Below are 24,768 nucleotides of genomic sequence, written 5' to 3'. Positions count from 1 at the left end.
TGATGATGGTCCGAAACTCCAGAGGCATTCTGTGAAGGACGAAACACAGAGCCTCCAAAAGGTGATGAGGTATTTGACATAGTTTTGTGATTGTGTGGTAGGATAAATATACAAAATTTATTCAAACCCGTATGAAATATTCAACTTAATTATTATGCAAAAGCTAATACTACAAGTGTTTTTTTGTAAATTTTCAATGATTCTGTCAAAAAAGACTGCCTATAAAGACAGTCATTATTTTGTATATCATTAATACTGAAAAGATAAGATCATATTTAGCTTGATGGCCAAAGACCTTTATACGCTGAGTTTCCGTAGTTGATTGTTTCTGCACTTACGACAAAGCTGATCAACATAGAATTTTCGTCTACCGCATCGAAGTCTACCTCATGCTGAATCACGTATCCGTTTTCCCAGTTTAAGGTGATCAGCGTGCCTTCTTCGTGAGATTTGTTAAAAGTAATCTCGCCGGTTGTAGGCTTATACTTACCATTTAGTAAAGATTCAAGGATTTCAGATTTTTCTGTTGCCTCGATTGTAAGTTTGATCAGTGCGTTTGAAGGATCTGAAGCTACACGTCCCGAAACGTCGGTGGATCGAGATACGCTGTAGTTCAGCTTTAACAATTTCTGACCTTCACTGCCGTTGAATTTTAAGATTCCTCTTGAATTTGCTGCCATGATGCGTAAATTTTAATCTGTTAATATTTTGTGGGTGATGTTATTTCTATAGCGAAGATAGAGCCAAAGATCTTCCAACAAAAGTTTTCACAGCTTTAATTCATATTTTGTAGTAGTTCTACGATTTGGTGTAGTAATTCTACGATTAACGCTGAAAAATTCACACAAAACAATTTATTTATACAGATATTATATGAAAACTCTTAAAATTAAAGCCTCCTGGTCTTTTGGTATATATAATTTGATTAAATTTACGAGTATATACTGAAGGAGAATTAACGTTAGTCCAGAATACCTATGACAAAGAAAAATGCCACGATTTATGACATTTCAAAGAAGCTGAACGTAAGTGTGGCAACTGTTTCCAGAGCTCTGAACGATAATCCGAGAATAAGTCAGGCAACAAAAGAGCTTGTAGTGAAAACCGCTAAGGAAATGAACTATAAGCAGAATAATCTTGCCAAAGCATTAAAAAGTGGTGAAACAAAAAACATTGGCATCATCGTTCCGTATATCAATACCAACTTTTTCTCGTCTGTGATCCGTGGAATTGAAGAAGAACTTTCTCCTCACGGCTATCATGTGATTATCTGCCAAAGCCATGAAGATGTTTTGATCGAAAAAAAACACCTCAACACATTACTGAATGCTCAGGTTGACGGAATTTTTATGTCGGTTTCCCGAACTACTGTTGATACAGCACATATTGAGCATATTTTAAATACGACCAACACGCCCATCATATTTTTTGACAGAAAAAAAGACATTCCAGGAATCAGCACCGTGACGATTGATGATTACAGAGCCGGCTATATGGCAACCGAACATTTGATTGATGAAGGATATAAAAACATATGTCATTTTTCCGGAGATCTGAATCTTGAGATTTATCAAAACCGTCTGAATGGTTATAAACAAGCCTTAATCGACCACAACTTTCAAGTAAAAGAAGAAAACATCATCTCCACCGGAAGTTCGATTGATGCAGGAATTGAAGCTATCAAAACATTGTGGAACAGAAAATCTATTCCAGATGCAATATTTTCCGCCAGTGATTTTGCTGCGTTAGGAGCCTGTCAGGAATTGAAAAAGCGTAAGATCAAAATTCCACAGGAAGTAGCAGTGATCGGGTTTTCGAATGAGCCTTTTACCCAATTTATGGAACTTCCGATGAGCTCAATGGATCAGACTCCTCTGATTATGGGGAATATGGCCGGACAGGTTTTTTTGGATAATATTAAAGATAATTCTTCCGGAGTTTCTATTGAGAAGAAAGTTGTGCTTGCACCGAAGATTTGTGTAAGAAAGTCTTCGAAGAGGAAGTAAATATTTGTTTTAGGGACTTCTATACCTTAATACTTCTTAACCACCCCGTCAAAAATTCTGTCGAATTTTCGCCACCCCTCCAAGGGAGGGGAATTTTACATTTTGCAATGATACCACTATCTTACCGTAGCGGCTCAACTTTCAATCCTCATTCTTCCAAGCGAAGTGACTCACTTTCTGCGTTCAAACGCTTTAAAATAACGGTACGTAAATGCGTTTCGTTTTGATCGCCCCAAATTCCCAACTGCAAAATTACCGGAATAACGCTTTTACCCAATTCAGTAAGACTATACTCTACTTTGGGCGGCACTATAGGATAAATTTTCTTGGTAATCAATTCATGATCTTCCAGTTCTTTTAACTGAATATTCAAAACCCTCCTTGTGGCATCGGGGATTTTGCGCTGCAATTCACTCGGTCGTTGATGTCCCTGATCAATAAACCAGAGCAGACGAATTTTCCATTTGCCGTAAAGCACTTCACCGATCAGATCAAGACCGCAATTTAGGTTCGGTATTATTTTTCTCTCATACATATTGCAAAATTAAACGTATGTTCCGATTTGTACAATAGGGGAATAATTTATCCCTATCTGAATCGTAATTCCGTACTTGTACAAACTGTTTTTATACCCCAATTTTGTCCTATAAATAAGTTATAAAAATGGAACAGTTTAATTTCAATAATGAGTTATCAGGCAAAATTGCTTTGGTAACCGGAGGTACAAAAGGAGCCGGAAAAGCTATTGCAGAAAGACTATTGCAAGCCGACGCAACAGTGATCATTTCCGCAAGAAATGCACCGGAAGAAGAAAACAGCAATCTGCATTTCATAGCTGCCGATTTGAGTACTGTAGAAGGAACACAGAAAGTAATCAGTGAAATAATATCTACATACGGCCAACTGGATATTCTGATCAACAATCTCGGCTCTTCAACAACACCTGCCGGTGGTTTTAACGCATTATCTGATGAAGACTGGGAATCTACGTTAAAGGCTAATTTACTTGCTCCCGTGCGATTGGATAGAGGATTTTTGCCCCAAATGATTGAGCGAAAAAGTGGCGTTATTATCCACATTGCTTCCATTCAGGGTAAGCTTCCTTTATATGATTCTACTTTGCCTTATGCCGCTTCAAAAGCAGCATTGAGAAATTACAGTAAAAGTCTGTCGAATGAAGTGACTCCAAAAGGCGTTCGTGTTTTGGCTGTTTCACCGGGATGGATCAATACGACAGCATCGAAAGACTGGCTGGGCGAAATTGCAAGAAACGCAAACAGCACTATAGAAGAAGCGCAACAGGGCGTGATGGATGCACTGGGCGGAATTCCTTTTGGCAGACCTGCCGAACCGGAAGAGGTCGCTGAATTTGTAGGTTTTCTTGTATCTCCAAGAGCCAGCTATTTAACAGGAACAGAATATGTAATCGACGGAGGAACCGTACCAACTATTTAATACCTCAAAAAAATATAATATTATGAACTTACCTAAAGTAATTGCAGAATTAGTAAAGAGCCAAAATGAATTTGACAGTGCAGCTTATGCAGACTGTTTCGCAGAAAATGCCCAGGTATTTGATGAAGGCAAAACGCATAATGGAAAGGCAGAAATTGAAAAGTGGATCGACAAATCCAACAAAGACTATAAAGCCACAATGGAGCCGGTAGATTATGATGAAAAAGAAGATATATTATCAGCAAAAATTACAGGATCATTTCCGGGCAGTCCTCTGATTTTGAAATTTCATTTTAAAATTGCTGACGGAAAAATTCAGAATCTAAAAGTAACAGGATAAAAAATCTGTCCATAAAAATCCATATATTTTTATTAAAGGGCTGAAATTTTCACTTCATCCCTTTTTTGTTTAATCTTACTAAACATTTCACCAATGTCAACTGTGGGTATTTCCAGTCCGAAACAAGCAATCCGGTGGAGCCGAATTACTGTGGGGAATCAATCTGAAATTGTAACCAAATTAAGAAAATACATGAAAATTTTCGACAATAGACGATACATGATAAATTCCCCTCCTTTGGAGGGGTGGATCAATTTTCTCTGAAAATTGAGACGGGGTGGTTTTAGCAGCCATAATTTTCAACAATAAAATCCTCCAAATCTTTCATCAACCTACCTAAATTATTCTTCACATCAAAATCAGTTATTCTAAAAATTTTCAGTCCTAAAGATTCCAAATACTTCTGCCTTACTTCATCATAATCTTTTTTTACATCATGGCTCCAGCCGTCAATTTCAATAACCAACCCTAACTTTTTGACATAAAAATCAACGATGTAATTTCCAATAATTCTCTGCCTGTCAAAATCTATGTTGTGAAAACTTTTTGCTCGAACCTGATTCCAAAAAATCACTTCACTTAAAATTCCGGCTTTTCGCTTTCCGTGTAATAATGATTTTAATTGGGGATTGTAAGGGAGATGTTCTACGAAGTTTATACGGATTGGGATTCCGTTGATATGGGTTAAAATTTCTTTCATTTTGTGTGTTTTTTCTTTTGTGCTGTTTAAACCACCCCGTCTTCTTTCTTTGAAAGAATCCACCCCTCCGAGGGAGGGGAATTATAGTCTGCGTAAGAAAAATAAGACTTTAATTCAAATTTAGAAAATGTAAGACAAATATTCAATAAAAACCTACACGTGAAAAATTCCCCTCCTCTGGAGGGGTGGCGAAAATTCGAATGAATTTTTGACGGGGTGGTTTGTCTAGCTCGTGTCTTTTCAAATAGGCACAAGAAAAATGTACATTAATGCTAGGTTATAATTTTTAATAATCACTCAAGTTAAATAAATCAACACTTAATTTTGTTTCTCTACCATCAAAGTCATTTATATTAAACTCATTTAAAGGGAAATGCTTTTGGTAAACTCCAAAATCCGTATAAATTTTGATTATTATCTCTTTATCAATTAATTGCGTAATATTATAACTTCTAAGAATCAATTTTTCAAGATTAATTGATTTTGTCTGTTGAGAAAAAAGTCTTGTTGTCTCATCAATTGTGACAATTTTATATTCATCTTCAATTCTACCATCAACTTCAAAGGAAAGAGTATTTTTAGGATAATAAACTTCGATACTATATTCAGTTAAAGTATTCTGACTAATATTTTTAAATGATAAACTTAAATCTATATCTATGTTTTTAAGCCTTTTCGCAAAATAAGAAGCACTCCCACTACTAATATTCAGCTTTATTTCATCTAGAACGTCTTCTTTTTCCGAAAATAAAGATGGTGTTACTTTTGGAGTTATCTCAGGTAATTTATCGGCAACTTCCACAAATTGATATAGTTTTTTGTCTAAAAGTTTTGCGAAAAGTTTTCTTTTTTCCTCTTCACTATTTTCACTTAAATTTATAATTTCTCTATCCTTAAAAAATAATGGAACTATTTCTTTTTTATGCCCTTCAAAAGAAACTAAAATATATTTATTAGGATTCTCTTCAATATCCTTTAAAATGAGAGTGTATTCATTACCAACACCACCTTTAAATTGCTCCGCTTTTTCTTTATATCCTGAAGATAAAACTACAACAACTTTTCGGTAATCAGTCATTGCTTTATGCATCATTACTTTAAAGTCTTTTGCTGTCTCTTCTTGAATTATCATCTTATCCATTTTGGCATTAAATCCATTATCCCTTAAAAAATTGGTAAATGCAATGATTTTTTCATTGTGTTCTTCTGATTCCCAACTATAGGTCACAAATACATCTATCATATCTTTTGGTGGGTTTGAATCCATATTATTATTTATTTGTTTTAAATATTCTATTCCTTTTAAACTTATACCATATCTAAGGTCTAAGGTTCTAATTCCTAATGAAGGAACTATTCTCCCTGGTTGTTCCAACTTTGTCAAATATCCTTGTTGATAAAGTTCATCTAATAAATTTCTAAAATTATCTATCCCAAAACTAGGACCTATTTGCATAAAGAAATCACCAAAGTCCACCGGCGCAATTTTCTTTTCTAATTCTGCAAGTATATATTCAATAATTTGTTCTTTGGTTGTTATCTCTTTTGACATAATCTTTAATTAAATTACCAATAACTCAAATATACAAACTATTTAATCAAATTTCGGCTAAAGCCAATCCTAACACTTCATAGAAAAAAGGGCTAAAGACCGTTCCTATTGATACCAACTTTGTATACATCAGTGAAAAACACGTGTTATTTGTGTTTTAAAGAAATTCCAAACAAACCCAAAAAGAAAATGCTCCCTACCGAAGCAAGAAGCATTTTCAACCCTAATATTTAATATAATTAACCCATTACAGAGAGACTCCTCGTCTCCATGGAATGAAATCATTCTGATTAAGAACGTCTGCTTTGGTTTTTACTTCACCGCTGGCTACGTTGATGATGAGTTCCAGAAGTTCGTCTGCGGCTTCGGGAATTGTTTTTTCTCCGCTGATTACGGTACCTGCATTGAAATCGATAATGTCTGACATTTTTTCTGCCAAAATAGTGTTGGAAGAAATCTTCACAACCGGCGCAATAGGATTTCCCATAGGAGTTCCAAGACCCGTAGTGAACAATACGACTGTTGCACCTGAACCGACTAAAGCGGTTGTACATTCGGCATCATTTCCGGGAGTACACAGAAGATTCAGACCTGGTTTTGTGGCGTATTCTGTAAAATCGAGAACTTCCACGATTGGGGCAGCGCCGCCTTTTTTGGCAGCTCCTGCAGATTTCATGGCATCGGTAATTAAACCGTCTTTGATGTTTCCGGGAGACGGATTCATATCAAATCCTGAACCTGCCGCAACCACAGAGGCTTCAAAATCTTTCATCAGTTTCAGGAATTTTACACCGTCTTCATCGTTGATGCAACGGTTGACCAACTCCTGCTCTACTCCACACAATTCAGGGAATTCGGCAAGCATGGTTGTACCGCCAACTGCCGCCATAATATCGGAAACTTCACCCAAAACAGGGTTTGCAGAAATTCCTGAGAAACCGTCTGAGCCACCACATTCCAAACCAATGTTCAGCTTGGTGATTGAGGCAGGTTTTCTTTCTATTTCGTTGGCTTTTTTAATGCCTTCATAAGAATCTTTAATAACACCGGTCAGCATTTCATCGATGGTACCCGATTTTTGCTGTTCGTAAACGACAATCGGCTTTTTGTTATTTGGAGCCAATGCATGCAATGAATCCATGAAAATCTGCACCTGAAGATTCTGACACCCTAAGCTGAGAACCGTAGCTCCGGCAACATTCGGGTTGTTGACATATCCTGCAAACAGTCTTCCCAACGCTTCAGCATCCTGACGGATTCCGCCACAACCGCCTTGGTGCGTGATGAATCTTGCATCGATATTTTTAAATACTCTTGTATCCGTTTGTTCTTCTTCAACTTCAACAGCTGCACCGCCGTTTAATAATGAACGCAGCAATAACTGATGTTTGCTGGCTTTGTCGTGAAGCAGTTCTTTTTCAAAAATATCTTTCAGTGTTTCGATATTCTTGTTTTCGCAGAATACCAACGGGAAAAACAGCCAGATGTTTTCTGTTCCTACCTGTCCGTCTTCACGGTGGTAGCCCATGAAAGTACGGTCTTTCCACTTGTCTACATTGGGTGGAGTCCAACCCAAAGTAGCGGTTTTCCCGACCACTTTTGCACTTTGGTGCTTTACGTTTTCGGTGGTAATCACTTCGCCTTGCTTGATGGATTGGTTGGCTTTCCCAACGATTACGCCATACATGATGATATGGTCGCCATCCTCAAAATCTACGGCAGCGAATTTATGTTTTGCTTTAATATCTTTAAGAATCGTATAATCTGTACCGTCTAGATGCACCGATTCTCCGGCAGGTAAATCCAACAGCGCTACAATGACGTTGTCTTTAGGATTTACTTTCAGTACTTTCTTTTGCATGATTGTTTAAGAATAAAATTGAATAAAATTTTTGTAGGCAGTTTCCATGTCATTGTGGTCGATTTCGTACAATGCTTTTGCTACTGCAGCTTTCAGGCCTTCCACCTGTGTAAGGTCGGTATCCCAAAACAGTTTTTCGCTTAATGCCTGTTCTGAAACTATTTCGTAATCTTCGTTTTTCCAGATTTCCTTGAATCTGTTTACTATCGCTTCTTCGTCATTAAGAGGAAGAGATTTTTCACCAAAACTTCCCTGATAGAATCTGATTAAACTTGCCAGAGAGAACGTTAAGTTCAACGGCAGTTTGTTATTTCTTTCAACATACGTCAACAAACTCGGAACGACTCTTACTTTAAATTTAGAAACAAAATATAAAGCAATGCTTGCCAAATGATGTTTAATAAAAGGATTTCTGAATCTGTCGAACACTTCTTCTGCAAATTCTTTCAGTTCAGTTTCATCTAAACCTAAAGTCTGATTCACTTCATTAAATATTGATTCGCTTAAAAAAGTTCCGATAAACTGGTCATCGATTGCTTCTTTTACGATTTCTTTTCCTGCTAAAATTGCTGGAGCCAACATCAACGTATGTCCGCCATTGAGAATTCTAACTTTTCTCAAACGGTACGGCTGAATATCATCCACCACCAAAATCTGTTCGTTGATCTGATCGAAAGGAATTCTCTGTTTTAAATCTTCACCTCCCTGAATTACCCATAAAAGGAATGTTTCAGAAACAACCATCATCGGATCTTCATAATCCAACTGATCTTCGTAAGTCGAAAGATCGTCTTTGGGACATCCCGGAACGATTCTGTCGACCAAAGTATTGTGGAAGTGATTGCTGTTTTCAACCCATTCTGCAAACCCCTGTTCTAAATTCCAAAGTTGGGCATATTTTAAAATAATACCTTTTAAAACAATTGCATTTTCTTCAATCAGCTCGCAAGGAATAATTCTTAAACCTTTATCTGCCGCACCATTGAAATGCTTATATCTTTCGTGAAGTAAAACCGCTACTTTCGCAGGGAAATTTTTGTGCGGACCTTCGTAGGTATTTTCTATTTCGTTGTAAGCAATTCCTGTTTCTGTTGTATTTGAAAATACAAACTCAAGCTCTTCTTCTTTTGCTAAATCTAAAAAACTATTGTAATCTGTATAAGGATTGATCGACTTCTGAATCGCTGAAATCACGCATTTCTCATCGATGATTTCTCCTTTTTTAATGCCTCTTGAAAACAATGTGTACAGATTCCCCTGTTCTTCAAGCTTGTGAACTGAACCGTTGGGTGTAGGCTGAATGTTGACAATTCCTGCGTCAAAATCTACTTCTTTGTTTAATTTATCAATCACATAATCTGTAAATCCGCGCATGAAGTTTCCTCCACCGAACTGTACGATTTTGATTGGTAATTTTGTATCTATACCGCTGTTTTGACGGTTTAACTGTTGTTTTGTCTGATTTTCCATTTTTCTAATTTGAATTAAATTGTGTTTTTTAATTCTATTAAATCTTGATGCAGGATTTTTTTTAAACGCAAAGTCCGCAAAGATTTTTTTAGAATCATTAAGATCTATTAAGAAGTTTAGGTTAATTAAGAGAAATAAATTTCTTAAGCCTGCACTTAAATTTGCCTGCAAATTCTTAATATTTCTTATCTTTTTAATTTCCCTTAATGGTTCAAATTTTATTTACTAATCACTTTATATTTTGGAACCAATGATTTCATTACAACCCATGCGATCAGGTAAGCGACTGCACAGATGGAGAAAATGATCATGTATCCTTTGTCTATTCCGTCTGAAACAACTGCACCTGATTTTTCTAACTGCTCAAAAAAACCATCCGGCAAACGGTCGTTGACGTACTGTGGATATTTTTCCAACAAGGGAACTCCATCTACGGTTGACCATGCTTTGTGAGCGTGATCAAATAGAACACCCGAAGATTTATTAATGATAAACGAACCGATTCCTCCTGCCATTCCGCCAATTCCCGTGATGGTTGCAATTGCCTTTTTCGGGAACATATCTCCAACTGTTGAGAAGATATTTGCAGACCAAGCCTGGTGTGCTGCTCCTGCTACACCGATGATTAAAACCGGAAGCCAATACGTAATTGTTCCTAATGGTTGTGCTAACAATGCCAACAAAGGGAAAAATGCGAAAATTAACATCGCTTTCATTCTTCCTGTGTAAGCATTCATTCCTAATTTTTCAACAAAATATTTTGGAAGCCATCCACCGATGATCGACAGCAAAGTAATCATGTACAGTACGAATAGCGGCAATGCACTTTCTGTGGAATCCATTCCGTAAACCGAACTTAGATAAGCCGGAGTCCAGAATAAAAAGAACCACCAAACACCGTCTGTCATGAACTTTCCAAAGGCAAAAGCCCATGTCTGTCTGTAGCTGAAACATTCTTTGAATGTAAATACTTTTTCAGGAACTGACGTGTCTTCATTCGGAAGATCGTCCTGATCCTGATTGATATAAGTCAGTTCGTGCTCGTTAACTCTCTTGTGTAAATGAGGTTTTTTGTAAACGAATACCCAAAGTCCCATCCATACAAATCCTAGCGCACCAATGATGATAAACGCCCATTCCCAACCCATTGATTTTGCAATAAACGGAATCGTAAGCGGTGCTGCCAAAGCTCCAACAGTTGCTCCTGCGTTCCAGATACTTGTAGAAAATGCTCTATCTTTTTTTGGGAAATATTCTGCTGTAGTTTTGATCGCTGCCGGGAAATTTCCTGCCTCACCAATCGCCAATACAAAACGTGCAAAAATGAATAAGGTTACACTTGTACTGATGATTGCTGATGTATTTGAAACTGTTCCGATCAATTCTTTAGAACCATGAAAACCAGCCGTCCAAGTTCCGGTAAGGATTCCTGAAGTGGCGATTCCACAAAATGCGTGTAAAACAGCACCGATCGACCAGACTCCGATTGCCCAAAGGAAACCTTTTTTGGTGTCCATGAAATCCACAAATTTTCCTGCGAAAAGCATTCCCACCGCATAAAATATGGAGAATAATGCGGTGATGTTTCCGTAATCGTTGTTATTCCAGTGAAATTCCGGTGCGATAAAATCTTTCCACGTCAAAGATAAAACCTGACGATCGAGATAATTGATCGTGGTAGCGAGAAATAACAGGAGACAAATCGTCCACCTGTATTGTGTCGGCTTAATAGATTTAACTGAACTCATAGTCAATGTATTTATTTTAAAGTCTGAATAATATCCAACACTTTTTTGGTTTCATTTTCTATTGTCGTGTAGTCTTTCGCAAGCATCAATTCTTTGCTAACAAGCTTGCTTCCCATTCCTACTGCAGAAACTCCTGCTTTGAACCAGCTTTCAATGCTCTCTTTCGTGGTATCAACACCTCCTGTCGGCATAAATTTCAGATTCGGGAAAACATCTTTGATGGCACTCATAAATCCTGGTCCCAAAGCGTTACCAGGGAATAATTTAATGAAAGTAACGCCAGCTGTTTCAGCCTCAATAATTTCAGTTGGAGTCATACAACCCGGACTGTACAATAGGTCTTTCGGAATTAAAAATTCTGCAACTTCCGCCACAAAACCCGGACTGATAAAGAAATCAGCACCTGCATTGTAATATTCTTCGGCTTGCTTTACATTTTTAATGGTTCCGATTCCCAAAAGCATTTCCGGCATTTCGGCATTACGAACTTCTACCATTTTTGTAAAATTGCTCAAAGCAGCTTCTCCACGGCTGGTGTATTCTACCGCACGGATTCCTGCTTTGTAAAGCGATCTCAATATCTCTAAAGTTACCGTTTCATCAGCATTATAATACAGAGGCAAAGCTCCCTGATTGATGATGGTGTTTGTAACTAATTGAATTTTTGTCATTTTGTTTTAATTATTTTGTTAAAATAATCTTTGATGGGGGTTTGTCCATCCTTTAGTATGCTGTCCCCTTGAGGACTTTATTAGCTTGATTTTTTTGAACACAGAGGTCACAAAGGTTTTTAATTGCTAACTGTTTTTTAGTTTCACAGAGCCGCTTCGCTTATAAAAGACCATTATAATTTTATTGATAATCTTTTTATTTTGAAAAACTTCTTAAGCCAATTGCTAAAAGCTAACAGCCAAAAGCGAGAATTACCTTTTGATTCTTCCTCCGGAATTTCCCGCCATTACTTCGAGAATATCTTCTGCGCTGCAGTAATTGATGTCGCCTAAAATGGTGTGTTTGATGGCGCAGGCTGCGTTGGCAAAATTTAAAGCTTTTTCGTCATCGAAATTTAATAAGCCGTAAATCAGACCTGCGGCAAAGGCATCTCCCGTTCCGATTCTGTCGACAACGTTGTCTATTTCTAAAAATTTAGTTTCAAAATAATTCCCGTTAATTAAAGCTCTTCCCTGCGTCTGCTGAGAACTTGCCGTAATCCCTATTCTTATTTTGTCGAAAATTTTATGAATGGATGGGCATTGTTCTTTCAATTCTTCACAAGCTTCCATGAAACCTTGCTGATCTGAAGTAAACTGAGTTCCCAGAATTTCATTGATTTCATTTACACCACCGATGAAAATCGTTGAGTAAGAAACTAATTCCTTTAAAACTTCGTTTCCGTTTTTACCGTATTTCCAAAGATTTGAACGGTAAGCCGGATCGGTGGTTACTTCGATTCCCATTTCACGGGCTGTCAACAAACCTTCTTTCAAAGTTTCGTAAGCACCTTCTGAAATTCCCGGGCTGATGCCTGTCCAGTGGAAATAGTCGCAACCTGCGAGAGCTTTTTTCCAGTCTACCTGTTCGGGTTTGATGTTGGCAAAAGAACCGTTTAGTCTGTTGTAAGCAATTCTGCTCGCACGAACCGATGCTCCTACTTCAAGGAAATATAAACCTAGAGGATGCTCATTTTTATTGATGAAAGTCGTATTAATTCCAAAACTTTTGATGAAAGACAATGCAGATTCTCCCACAAAATCATCAGAAACATTGCTGATGTGTGTCACGTCGCAATCCATTGTTGCCAATGAAGAAGCTACATTAAGCTCAGTTCCGCCGAAAAAGAATTCCATTTCGTGGCTCTGTTTCATTGTTTTGTTTCCGGGAGGTGAAAGCCTCATGATTACTTCACCGAAAGTAAGTATTTTGCTAGCCATATTTTAAATACTCTTTAATATCTGTTGTTATTTTAACGCAAAGTGCGCTAAGATTTTCTTTTAAAACTTGATGTATATTTTTAAGTTCGCAAAGGCGTTCTACTCAGCCAAGCTCACAAAGATTTTTCAAGTTTAGAAAAATTGAAGATATCTAAATTATTGTTATTATTTAAACCATTAAGATTTATTAAGGAATTGAGAATAATTAAGTTGAGCTTTGCTTTGAGCGATCTGCTTTATAAAATCTATGATTTTAAGCTTAAAAATCTTAACTTCTTAATTATCCTTAATGGTTTAAAATTATTTAATTCGAAATTTAAAAATCGAAATAATTTTTAGCATTATGATAACAGATATCGGAAATGGTTTTGCCGATCAGTTCCATATCATCCGGCAATTCGCCGTTTTTCATTTCTTCTCCGAAAAGATTACACAAAACTCTTCTGAAATATTCGTGTCTCGGGTAAGATAAGAAACTTCTTGAATCTGTCAACATTCCTACGAAACAGCTGATTAATCCCATATTTGAAAGGGCGTTCATCTGCTTGATCATTCCGTCTTTCTGATCCAAAAACCACCAGCCCGAACCGAACTGTACTTTTCCTTTGATACTGCCGTCATTAAAATTCCCGATCATTGTCGCGAAAATTTCGTTGTCGGCAGGATTTAAGTTATATAGAATTGTTTTGGTCAGTTTGTCTTTTCCGTCTAAAGCGTTTAATAATTTAGACAAAGTTTCAGCCTGTACGAAGTCACCGATAGAATCCCATCCTGTATCAGGACCTAAAATTCTGTGCATTCTTTCGTTGTTGTTTCTCAACGCTCCCAAGTGGAACTGCTGAACCCATCCGAACTTATGATACATTTCGCCTAAGAACAGTAAAATAGCAGTTTTGAACTGATTCACCTGCTTTTCAGCGATTACTTTTCCTGAAATTTTATCATTGAAAATTGCACTTACTTCAGCTTCTGAAGCTTCCTCGAAAGAAATATTGTTCAATCCATGGTCGCAGAGTCTGCATCCGTTTTCGTGGAAATATTCTACTCTTTTTAATAAAGCATCGCACAAAGTCTGGTAAGAATTGATTTCAATTCCTGCCGATTCGCCTAACTTAGAAATATAATCTGCGAAGTTGTGGTTTTCAATCAAAATCGCTTTATCCGGACGGAAAGCGGTACTTACTTTAATGCTGAAATCGCTTTTCGCCAAATCCTGATGGTAATTTAAAACATCAATCGGATCTTCTGTAGTACACAAAGATTCTACGTTCATCATTTTCAGCAAACCTCTTGTAGACTTTTCAGGAGTCTGAAGTTGTGCAGTGATGTTATCGTAAATATCTGATGCGTTTTTTTCGTTTAATAATTCATCAATACCGAAATAACGCTTTAATTCTAAATGCGTCCAGTGATACAAAGGATTTCTTAATGTATATGGAACCGTTTTTGCCCAAGCCTCGAATTTTTCTTTGTCTGATGCGTCGCCAGTGATGAATCTTTCGTTCACGCCCATTGTACGCATTGCACGCCATTTGTAATGATCACCCGCAATCCAAACTTTAGAAATATTTTCGAAAACTGTATCTTCAGCAATATCTTTAGGAATCAAATGATTGTGATAATCGATGATCGGCTGTTTTTCCGCGAAATTGAAGTATAATTCTTCCGCGTATTTATTTTGTAATAAAAAGTTATCTGTAATAAAAGATTTCATTTCTGTAAAATTCTTATGTTATTCATTAGCAGGTTTCCCGATGGTCGCCAAAATACCTCCGTCTACATAAATAATGTGTCCGTTGATAAATTTACTAGCATCTGAAGCTAAGAAAATAGCGGTTCCTGCAAGATCTTCAGGGTTCCCCCATCTTCCTTCCGGAGTTCTGCTGATGATAAATTCGTTAAACGGATGACCGTCTACTCTGATTGGTTCTGTCTGGGTTGTCGCAAAATATCCGGGACCGATACCGTTCACCTGAATATTGTGTTTTGCCCATTCTGTTGCTAAATTTTTGGTAAGCATTTTTAAACCGCCTTTTGCAGAAGCGTACGCTACTACGTTGTCACGGCCAAGCTCACTCATCATCGAGCAAATATTGATGATTTTACCGGACTGTCTTTTGATCATGTGTTTCCCAACCAGTTGAGACATGATAAAAGGACCGGTAAGATCTACATCGATTACTTTTCTAAAGTCTGCCACATCCATCTCTAAAGCCGGAACACGTTTGATGATCCCCGCGTTGTTGACCAGGATGTCTATTTTCCCATGGGTTGCAAGCATTAATGCTACTTTCTGAGCGGCTTCACGTTCGTCTGTCACATCAAAAAGATAACCTGTAGCACTATATCCTTTGCTATGATAATAGTCTAAAGCTTCATCTAATTTTGAGGGAGTTGTACTTGTAATTGCCAGTTCAGCACCTGCAGAGGCAAGACCTTCGGCCATTGCCATTCCTAATCCGTGAGTACCGCCTGTTACAACAGCTACTTTTCCGGATAAATCGAATAAATTCATGTAGAAAAAATTACTTTAGTTCGTTAGTTTTAACAGCGTCCATGTCGCCATAATCCATATTTTCTCCTGCCATTCCCCAGATAAAAGTGTAGTTGGAAGTACCAACTCCTGAGTGAATAGACCATTCCGGAGACAAGACTGCCTCATTGTTTTTCATAAAGATATGACGGGTCTCATTCGGCTGGCCAAGGAAATGACTTACCGCCTGCCCTTCTTCAAGATCAAAATAAAAATAAGCTTCCATTCTTCGGGTATGCGTGTGAGAAGGCATTGTGTTCCAAACACTTCCTTCGTGCAACTCGGTCATTCCCATTTGCAGCTGGCAGGTTTCCAATACGCTGTTAACAATCAGTTTATTAATTGTACGTCTGTTTGCGTATTTTGCTTCACCTAATTCTACAATTTCGGCTTCATTTTTAGTGATTTTCTTTGTAGGGAAAGTATGATGAGCTGGTGCAGAATTGAAATAGAATAAAGTCTGACCTTCATTTCCGTTTTCAAAAACAACATCTTTTGCTCCTTTTCCGATGTATAGAGCTTCCTTATTTCCAAGTTCGAAAACTTCTCCGTCAACGGTTACCTTTCCGGCAGCGCCAACGTTGATGATTCCTAATTCTCTTCTATCAAGGAAGTTTCCAGCCTTCAGATCATCGGTAGGCTCAAGCTTTAGTGCACTATTTAAAGGCATTGCGCCACCTACGATCATTCTGTCGTACATAGAATACACTACATTGATTTGATCTTCATTAAATAAATCATTGATTAGAAACTCCCTTCTCAAATCTTCAGTTGTATATTTTTTTACATCTTCGGGATGATGGGCGTATCGAAATTCTGATTTTGTCATACTCTAGATTTTAAACTTAAATTACGGTTTCTAAAAAACCTGTTAAACATTGCGTAATCGATTGCATTAAATTACACTAAAACTGTACAGAAATACTTGTTGTTAAATATATATATAATAAGTATTCCGTTAACAAAAAATTCTTTTATTTTTTCAAAATATTGAAAATCAAATAAATAAAACCAAATAAAGTAAATAATTTAAGAAAATTTAAGAAAATATTTCAAAAGATTTTTAACGAAATTGTGATCAAACGTTTAGAAAAATAAAAATCATGCCACAAAAACAGATATTCAAAGCCTAAATGCTATATACATAATGATATTTTGGTTTTTATAATCAAAAGATGTTAAATTTTTGTAATTCGGTGTTATTTATAAAATAAAGATTTATTCTGATGTAAAAAAAATGATAAAAATCACGAAAAATTTTAAAATACGATCATTGAGTATCTGTTTTGGGAGTTTTTTAACAAGAAAATTATATGTTTTTAAGGGTAATTTTATTAAATTTTAATCTCAAACATGTTAAAAAATAAAGTTTTTTTTAACAATCGTTCACACTTCATGAAACGATAACAATATATTAATTATCAATTACTTAAATTAATTTTAAGCTCATATATTTTGTATTTTTAAACAAATCAAACAATCAAATTAATAAAAAAATAATATTTTTTTCTTTGCGTATTGAAAAATAATATTAGTTTAGAAGCCACGATAATATGTTTTGTGAAAATTACGCAATCGATTGCACTATAAAATGCGTAATGACATTTGAAACTATACAGAGTACTTAAATCCACAAAAAAACTAAGCAGAAGGTATGTAAATGCCTTCTGACCATACTTTAAAACTATAAGGATATAATAATGAATAAAAAAGTACAATCAATTAAGTGGTTATATCTATCTGTCTTTCTGCTTCCGGTACTTGGTATGGCGCAGGAGAAAGGCAAAGAAAAGGAAACCAATATTGACGAAGTGGTTTTGGTAGGTTATACCAAAGTCTCTAAAAAAGATGTTACCAACGCCGTATCATCTGTAAAAGCAGAAGCAATCAAGGATATGCCATCGACCAATGCGGCCGAAGCTATTCAAGGAAGAATGGCCGGAGTAAAAGTAGCATTAAGTGAAGGTGCTCCGGGTGCTGATGTAGACATTGTCATCCGAGGAGGTAACTCTATTACAGGGAGCAATGCACCCCTCTACATCGTAGACGGAGTTCAGATGGACAATGCGTTGTCTATTTTATCACCTAAAGAAATCGAATCTATCGAGGTACTGAAAGATGCTTCTTCTACCAACATTTATGGAGCAAGAGGCGCCAACGGTGTGGTTTTGATTACCACAAAAGGAGGTCGTAAAAGAGCTAAAACATCCATTAATTATAACGGATTTTTAGGAGTAAGAAAAATCCAGAATACGATTGATGTCTTAGATCCTTATCAATTTGTGCTGTATCAGTACGAAGTTTACAACAAAGGTGGTGTACAGACTGATATTGATGCTTTTAAGGCAAGATACGGAACGTACGATCAAATTGCAACTAAATACAAAGACATCAAGAAAAGAGACTGGCAGGATGAAGTTTTCGGAAGAGAAGCCTTCAACTTCACTCATAATCTTGCGGTTACAGGCGGATCCGACAATTCATCTTTCTCATTATCTTTAAATAATGTACAGGAAGACGGAATTATGATTGGTTCCGGATTTAAAAGAAATATGGTCAATTTCAAATATGATTATGATCTTTCCAAGAAAGTAAGCATGACATTGAATGCCAGATACAGCCGACAGACCATTTTCGGAGCAGGAACATCCTCTACAGGCTCCCAAAGCACCAACCGATTAAGAAATGCCGTAAGATATCAGCCATTTGAAGGAGGATCTACAGTAAATGTTGATGATTTTGATCCTTTATTTGCCAATGAGACCAATCTTGTAAATCCTGTTCTTTTAGCGAATAATGAAATTAAGGAGAATGGCAGGAATGATTTACTTCTTAACGGAGTTTTGGAATATAAAATTAATAAAAATTTTACATTCAGAAGTGTTATCGGATATGTACAGAGAGATGAAAAGATCAATCAGTTTTCAGGCACTATCACCAGCCTTGCAAGACAGAATAATGATCAACCTGTAGTATTTTTAAGCCAGGCCCAGACGAGAAGAATTACCAATACCAATACATTAAATTTCAGAAAAACATTTGGAAATCATAAGCTTGATTTATTGGCAGGACAAGAAATTGTGAAAACAGATGGAGAATCATTAGCTATGACAATAAAATGGTTCCCAAAATCAATAAATTCTGAAGAAGCATTTGCCAATATCCAGTTAGCTTCTCCACCATCCGGATTGGTACAGGATGCACCAAGAGCAGGAAGAGCACCTGATAGATTAGCTTCATTTTTTGGAAGAGCCAATTATATTTTCAAAAACAAATATATCCTTACAGCTTCCATGAGAGCAGATGGCTCGAGTGTTTTCGGACCGGGAAACAGATGGGGATATTTCCCTTCAGGATCTGTTGCATGGAAAATTGCGGAAGAAAATTTCCTGAAAGACAGCAAAACCATCAGTGAATTAAAGCTTCGTGCAGGATACGGTTTGTCCGGAAACAATAGAATCGGGGCATTTTTATATGATACCTTTTTTACAACATCATCCGACTATGGATATGCCTTTGGAACCAATGTAACACCTGGTGCTACAACAGGAAATATCATGGCAAATAAAAATGTAAAATGGGAAACAGCAACATCTAAAAATATCGGTTTAGATTTTGGGTTATTCAAAGGAAAAGTATATGGTAGCTTAGACCTCTATCAGACAGATACTAAAGACTTATTGCTTTTGGCACAAATTCCTAAAGACAGAGGATATGAATATCAATATCAGAATTCAGGAAGTACCACCAATAAAGGTATTGAATTCTCTGTAGGAAGTACCATTATCAATAAAGATAACTTTACCTGGAAGATGGACGCCAATATTTCATCAAATAAAAACACGATTAAAAGTTTAGGAAGCAGTGCCGCAGCAAGTGCTTATTCTTATACATATCCTTCAGGTTGGCAAAATAACTTAAATGACTTTCTTGTACAGGTTGGTAAGCCGGTAGGTACTTATTGGGGATATGTAACAGCAGGAAGATACGAAATCAGTGATTTTGATTATAATGCCGCTACACAAGTATATACTCTGAAAGCTGGTATACCGAATGCTTCCGCAGCAGCCAACGGATCAAAACCTATACAACCCGGAGATCTTAAGCTTCAGGATCTGAATGGTGATGGCATCATTGATAATAAGGACATGACAGATCTGGGAAATGCACAGCCTAAGTTCTATGGTGGTTTTAGCCAAACATTCCGTTACAAAAACTGGGATATGAGTCTAATGTTCAATTTCTCTGTCGGGAATAAAGTATATAATGCCAATAAAGTTGAGTATTCAACGCAATATCAATACAGAGACAATAATATGCTGGCTGAAGTAGCCGACAGATGGAGATGGTTTAATGATGCCGGAGAAAAAGTAAATGATCCAACTGCATTGGCAGCTTTAAATGCCAATACAACCATGTGGACTCCGCCGGCTGGTGCATATTTCTTACATTCGTATGCTATTGAAGATGGATCTTTCTTAAGATTAAATAACGTTACGTTAGGATATTCTTTGGGTAAAGAATTTATTAAACAGTTAGGTCTTTCAAATTTCAGATTATACTTTACAATGAATAATGTGTTTACTTTAACAGGATATTCCGGATATGATCCGGAGGCTAACACGAGAAGAAATCCTTTAACACCTGGTGTAGATTACGCAGCTTACCCACGTAGCAGATTTATCTTATCAGGAGTAGATATAACTTTTTAAACCTAATATTATGAAGAAAAATAAATTTTTAGCTATTATATTTTCAATTGTAGGACTCATATCTTTAAATTCATGTGAAGACTATCTGGATGTAGAAAGCTTATCTAATACAGCTGAAGAACAGCAATTTGACTCCGCTTCTGATACCTTTTCAGCATTGGTGGGAGTTTATAACGCTACTATGGGTGACAATACCTATGGTCAGAGAATGAATCTTATCCTTACGCAATCCGGAGACGATTTTAGAACTTCCGGGGATTATAATGCCAATGACAGAAGAGGAATTAGTTGCTTTGGTGCAATACCTACCAATACAGAACTTTTAAGACCTTTCTTAGATACTTATGCAGGGATTGAAAGAGCGAATCTTGTGATTAAAAACATTCCGATTTCTCCGGTTTACCAAACAGGTTCTGCAGCAGACAAAAAATTAATGGACAGATATCTAGGTGAAGCTTTAACATTAAGAGCCCATTTTTATTATGATCTGATTAAAAACTGGGGTGATGTTCCGTTTCAGGAGGTTCCATCTGCAGACCTTCCTGACTTGTACCTTGCAAAAACAGACAGAGATGTTATTTATGATAAAATTCTTGAAGATTTATTAAAAGCAGAAAACCTTGTGCCTTGGAGGTCAGAAGGCGGAACCACAGCACAGAGAATTTCAAAAGGTGCAGTAAAAGGTTTAAGAGCAAGAATCGCTTTATCAAGAGCAGGATATTCTTTAAGAAGAAGTCCGCAGCAAATGTTACAGGGTTCTAATCCGCAGAAATATTATCAAATTGCATACGATGAATGCAAAGACATCATGAATTCCGGACAACATCAGCTGAACCCAAGTTATGAAGGATTATTCAGATCATTACATACCAATATTCCGGATGCAACAAACGAAGTGATCTATGCTATCGGAGCCTTCGGTGGAAACTCAAGAACAGACAGTAAAATTGGTTACTACAACGGCTTGAGACATGATGATACAGACTGGAAATCTTCAGGAGGGATCAATGCAATTCCTGTATATTTTTATGAGTTTACTAAATACGACCTAAGAAGAGACGTAAATATTGCCATCTTCAGAGTAAGCACCACAAAACAGCAAGAACTTCAGACATCAATCAACTGGAATGACGGTAAATTCAGAAAATCATGGACATCCATTACAGGAACTTCTCAGAACCTTGGAATTGACTGGCCATTATTAAGATATTCTGACATTCTGTTGATGTTTGCCGAAGCAGATAACGAACTTCACAGCGGACCTTCTCCAGAAGCGATCAATGCAGTGATGTCTGTAAGACAAAGAGCTTATGCAGGAAATTTAGGACAGGTAGGAACTATTCCTACAGACAAAACAGGGTTCTTTAATTATATTGTAAAAGAAAGACAATTGGAGTTTGGTGGAGAAGGACTTAGAAAATACGACCTGATTCGTTGGAATTTATTAGAAACTAAAATTAATGAAACGAAAGCTAAACTTACCCAATTCATGAATGGTACAGGTATTTACGCCAATGTTCCTGAATATATTTTCTATAAAAAAGTAGCTTATGGTAAAGACAAAACCGCTCAGCAAAACGTTACAGATATAGATTTCTATACAATGACAGGAGTAGCAAAAACAGATATTTTCTACAGTCCTAATCAAAGTGTGGCAACACCTTCCGGATATACAAAAATAAACTGGAGACTTGCGATGACGCAGCCCTACATCAGTGGAGATCCCGTAAAGAGTTATGCGCATTATTTCCAGCCAAACAGGAAAGAATTGCTTCCACTGGCTTTAGACGTTGTAAATTCTAACTACAATCTTACCCAAGATTACGGTTATTAGAATCAAGATACATTCATATTAATTTCAATACAGACTTTCTTCTTCACCGGAGTAAAGTCTGTATTTTCCTAATGAAAAATTAAAATCTATGAGGATTTCAAGTTTTTACAGAAAAATAAAATTCTTATCAATTTTTTCAGTAGTCATCATCAGTTTTCTTTCTTTCAGAATTAATGAAGTAAAAGAGAAAATAATCATCGTTTCGAAAGACGGAAAAGGTAATTACACTACCATTCAGCAGGCCATCAATTCTGTTGAAGAAGGAAAAACAGGAAGAACAAAAATCATTGTAAAACCCGGAACTTACAGAGAAAAAATCACCGTATCTGCTGCAAAAAGCCCGATCAGTTTGATTGGAGAAAATGCAGAAAACACCATTTTAGTTTATAGCGATTATGCTTCAAAGCAGAATACAGAAGGAAAAAATATAGGGACTACAGGGTCATCCACAATCTTTATTTTTTCTGATGATTTCTCAGCAAAAAACATCACCTTTCAAAACGACGCTGGACCAGTCGGACAAGCTGTTGCAGTTTTGACAGCAGGAGATAAAATAGCCTTTGAAAACTGCAGATTTCTAGGATTCCAAGATACACTTTATACAAAAGGAACTCAGGACAATCCCGATAAAACTAAACTTTCAAGGAATTACTTTAAAAATTGCTATATAGAAGGTACAACCGACTACATTTTCGGAGCGGGAACTGCCGTTTTTGAAGACTGTACGATTTATTCTAAAAAAAATGCATCTTATGTTACTGCTGCCTCTACTCCGGAAGGAAGTGAGTTTGGATATGTGTTTATTAACTGTAATTTAACGGGAGATGCTTTGGCAAATTCTGTATATTTGGGAAGACCTTGGAGACCTTTTGCGAAGACTGTTTACATCAACTGCGCAATCGATTCCACAATTAAAGCTGAAGGTTGGCACAATTGGGGAAAAGTGGATGCAGAGCAAACAACTTTTTACGGAGAATACAATTCTAAAGGTGCTGGAGCATCTGCTGAAAAAAGAGTTTCATGGTCACATCAACTAACGAAAGAGCAAAGTAAAAAATATACAGCAAAAAATATTCTGTCAGGAAAAGACAATTGGAATTTCAAAAAAGCTAATCAGTAAATCATTCCAAATTTATTATCATGAAAATTTCTTTTTCTTCACTCTTACTTTTGGGGCTTTTATCTTCACAAAACTGTACAAGCCAGATAAAAACTTCAGCCGATTCTGAAACGATGGTTTCAGGAAAGTTGATCAGTTTTCCCGGCGCAGAAGGTTTTGGAAGATTTACTACTGGCGGACGTGGCGGAAAAGTTTTATTGGTAACTAAATTAACAGATGACGGTTCTGAAGGAACTTTAAGACACGCTTTAGAACAAAAAGGTTCAAGATATATTATTTTTAAAACTGCCGGAACTATTTTTCTTGAATCACCATTAAGAATAAAAGAAGGCCACGTCACCATTGCCGGACAAACCGCTCCCGGAGACGGAATTACTGTTGCCAACTACGAAACTTTTGTAGCAGCAGACAACGTTATCATCCGTTACATGAGATTCAGAATGGGTGATAAGAAAAAGTATGAAGGTGATGCTTTAGGCGCAAGATTTATTAAAAATTTAATGGTCGATCATTGTTCGATGAGCTGGTCTACCGACGAGACGGTTTCTATTTATGTCAATGAAAACACTACGCTTCAATGGTGTTTGATCGCAGAAAGTTTGAGAAATTCTGCCCACCAAAAAGGTGCTCACGGATATGGCGGAATTGCCGGTGGAAAATTCGCTTCTTTTCATCATAATATTTATGCGAATCACGACAGCAGAAATCCTAGATTAGGAGAATATGCGGGAAGTAAATTTGCTTTGACTGACTTGACAGATTTTAGAAATAATGTAATTTACAACTGGGGACACAACAATGTTTACGGTGGTGAAGGAATGAATGTAAATATGGTCAACAATTATTACAAGCCGGGACCTGCATCGATGAACAATAAAAGAATTGTTGCAATAGACAAAAACGAAAAACCGGAAACCGAAGTTTACAACATCTGGGGGAAATATTACATCAACGGAAATGTTGTAGAAGGAAGTCCGGAAGTTACCGCTGACAACTGGAATTTAGGGGTTTTCAATCAAATGAAACCATCTTACAATTTAACCGATGCTGATAAAAATTCAATTAAAATTAATCAACCTCACAATATTCAACATAATGTAACGACGCATTCTGCAAAAGAAGCTTACGAAAAATTATTGAAAATCGGAGGGGCGAGTTTAGTAAGAGATGCTGTAGATTTACGGGTACTAAATGAAGTTAAAACCGGAACATTTACCTATAAAGGTTCGCGTGGAAGTGATAACGGAATCATCGATTCCCAGGAAGATGTAGGAGGATTTCCTGATTTAAAACCCAGAAAAGCTCTGCTTGATTCAGACAACGACGGAATGCCCGATGAATGGGAAATCAAAAATAATCTTGATCCGAAAACAGCAAACGCCAACGGAAAAGATTTAGATAAAAATTATGATAATATTGAGGTGTACATGAATAGCCTCGTTAAAAAAATAACTGAAAATCAACGATAGTCACTGAACTTTCAGACCCATCGGTTATCTAAATTAA

The 24,768-nt window shown here is 36.7% G+C and carries 19 protein-coding genes; 7 read left to right on the top strand and 12 right to left on the bottom strand.

Features of this window, described 5'->3' with window-relative positions; translation table 11 throughout:
* Nucleotides 1-275: 275 nt before the first annotated feature.
* Nucleotides 276-680 carry a type VI secretion system tube protein TssD gene (gene tssD, locus K0R77_RS17005; protein ID WP_300355175.1) on the bottom strand — a complete coding sequence of 135 codons (405 nt, stop codon included), beginning with the start codon at nt 678-680 and terminating at the stop codon, nt 276-278.
* Nucleotides 681-977: 297 nt separating this feature from the next.
* On the opposite strand from tssD, the gene K0R77_RS17000 reads away from it, so the two are divergent.
* Complete coding sequence (locus K0R77_RS17000; protein WP_300355172.1) at nt 978-2,006, top strand: LacI family DNA-binding transcriptional regulator; 1,029 nt, start codon at nt 978-980, stop codon at nt 2,004-2,006.
* Between the two features lie 148 nt (nt 2,007-2,154).
* Here the strand turns inward: K0R77_RS17000 and K0R77_RS16995 are convergent, their stop codons facing one another.
* Entirely contained in the window at nt 2,155-2,541 is a 387-nt protein-coding gene (locus tag K0R77_RS16995; protein ID WP_300355169.1) for a helix-turn-helix domain-containing protein, read from the bottom strand.
* Nucleotides 2,542-2,669: 128 nt separating this feature from the next.
* Between K0R77_RS16995 and K0R77_RS16990 the strand changes: the two genes are divergently transcribed.
* Complete coding sequence (locus K0R77_RS16990; protein WP_300355167.1) at nt 2,670-3,461, top strand: SDR family oxidoreductase; 792 nt, start codon at nt 2,670-2,672, stop codon at nt 3,459-3,461.
* 22 nt (nt 3,462-3,483) lie between these two features.
* Entirely contained in the window at nt 3,484-3,801 is a 318-nt protein-coding gene (locus K0R77_RS16985) for a nuclear transport factor 2 family protein (RefSeq protein ID WP_300355164.1), read from the top strand.
* A 283-nt stretch (nt 3,802-4,084) separates the two neighbouring features.
* Here the strand turns inward: K0R77_RS16985 and K0R77_RS16980 are convergent, their stop codons facing one another.
* From K0R77_RS16980 to kduI, 10 genes are all read right to left on the bottom strand, one after another.
* Nucleotides 4,085-4,501, bottom strand: coding sequence for an endonuclease domain-containing protein (locus K0R77_RS16980; protein ID WP_300355161.1), 417 nt, complete (start codon nt 4,499-4,501; stop codon nt 4,085-4,087).
* Between the two features lie 286 nt (nt 4,502-4,787).
* Nucleotides 4,788-6,053 (bottom strand): SEFIR domain-containing protein, encoded by a 1,266-nt coding sequence (locus K0R77_RS16975; RefSeq protein WP_300355158.1) that lies wholly within the window; start codon nt 6,051-6,053, stop codon nt 4,788-4,790.
* A gap of 247 nt (nt 6,054-6,300) precedes the next feature.
* The gene (locus K0R77_RS16970) at nt 6,301-7,914 is read right to left on the bottom strand and encodes a UxaA family hydrolase (RefSeq protein ID WP_300355155.1); all 1,614 of its coding nucleotides are present in this window, start codon (nt 7,912-7,914) and stop codon (nt 6,301-6,303) included.
* A gap of 6 nt (nt 7,915-7,920) precedes the next feature.
* The gene (locus tag K0R77_RS16965) at nt 7,921-9,384 is read right to left on the bottom strand and encodes a tagaturonate reductase (RefSeq protein WP_300355152.1); all 1,464 of its coding nucleotides are present in this window, start codon (nt 9,382-9,384) and stop codon (nt 7,921-7,923) included.
* A 218-nt stretch (nt 9,385-9,602) separates the two neighbouring features.
* On the bottom strand, nt 9,603-11,132 hold the full coding sequence (locus K0R77_RS16960; protein WP_300355149.1) for an MFS transporter: 1,530 nt from the start codon (nt 11,130-11,132) through the stop codon (nt 9,603-9,605).
* Between the two features lie 11 nt (nt 11,133-11,143).
* Nucleotides 11,144-11,803 (bottom strand): bifunctional 4-hydroxy-2-oxoglutarate aldolase/2-dehydro-3-deoxy-phosphogluconate aldolase, encoded by a 660-nt coding sequence (locus K0R77_RS16955; RefSeq protein WP_300355146.1) that lies wholly within the window; start codon nt 11,801-11,803, stop codon nt 11,144-11,146.
* Nucleotides 11,804-12,055: 252 nt separating this feature from the next.
* Nucleotides 12,056-13,063: a sugar kinase gene (locus tag K0R77_RS16950; protein WP_300355143.1), complete on the bottom strand. Its 1,008-nt coding sequence runs from the start codon at nt 13,061-13,063 to the stop codon at nt 12,056-12,058.
* A gap of 316 nt (nt 13,064-13,379) precedes the next feature.
* On the bottom strand, nt 13,380-14,777 hold the full coding sequence (gene uxaC, locus K0R77_RS16945; protein ID WP_300355140.1) for a glucuronate isomerase: 1,398 nt from the start codon (nt 14,775-14,777) through the stop codon (nt 13,380-13,382).
* Nucleotides 14,778-14,795: 18 nt separating this feature from the next.
* Entirely contained in the window at nt 14,796-15,578 is a 783-nt protein-coding gene (locus tag K0R77_RS16940; protein ID WP_300355137.1) for a gluconate 5-dehydrogenase, read from the bottom strand.
* 10 nt (nt 15,579-15,588) lie between these two features.
* A complete protein-coding gene (kduI, locus tag K0R77_RS16935; RefSeq protein ID WP_300355134.1) occupies nt 15,589-16,425 on the bottom strand; it encodes a 5-dehydro-4-deoxy-D-glucuronate isomerase in 837 nt (278 codons plus the stop codon).
* A gap of 871 nt (nt 16,426-17,296) precedes the next feature.
* Between kduI and K0R77_RS16930 the strand changes: the two genes are divergently transcribed.
* From K0R77_RS16930 to K0R77_RS16915, 4 genes are all read left to right on the top strand, one after another.
* Nucleotides 17,297-20,308, top strand: coding sequence for a TonB-dependent receptor (locus tag K0R77_RS16930; RefSeq protein WP_300355131.1), 3,012 nt, complete (start codon nt 17,297-17,299; stop codon nt 20,306-20,308).
* 10 nt (nt 20,309-20,318) lie between these two features.
* Nucleotides 20,319-22,142 (top strand): RagB/SusD family nutrient uptake outer membrane protein, encoded by a 1,824-nt coding sequence (locus tag K0R77_RS16925; RefSeq protein ID WP_300355128.1) that lies wholly within the window; start codon nt 20,319-20,321, stop codon nt 22,140-22,142.
* Nucleotides 22,143-22,230: 88 nt separating this feature from the next.
* The gene (locus tag K0R77_RS16920) at nt 22,231-23,262 is read left to right on the top strand and encodes a pectinesterase family protein (RefSeq protein ID WP_300355125.1); all 1,032 of its coding nucleotides are present in this window, start codon (nt 22,231-22,233) and stop codon (nt 23,260-23,262) included.
* A 20-nt stretch (nt 23,263-23,282) separates the two neighbouring features.
* A complete protein-coding gene (locus K0R77_RS16915; RefSeq protein ID WP_300355123.1) occupies nt 23,283-24,731 on the top strand; it encodes a pectate lyase in 1,449 nt (482 codons plus the stop codon).
* The last annotated feature ends 37 nt before the right edge of the window (nt 24,732-24,768 follow it).

Origin of the sequence: Chryseobacterium sp. (assembly GCF_029240215.1) — a bacterium.
Lineage (GTDB): Bacteria > Bacteroidota > Bacteroidia > Flavobacteriales > Weeksellaceae > Chryseobacterium.
This window is presented reverse-complemented; position numbering and strand designations above follow the sequence as displayed.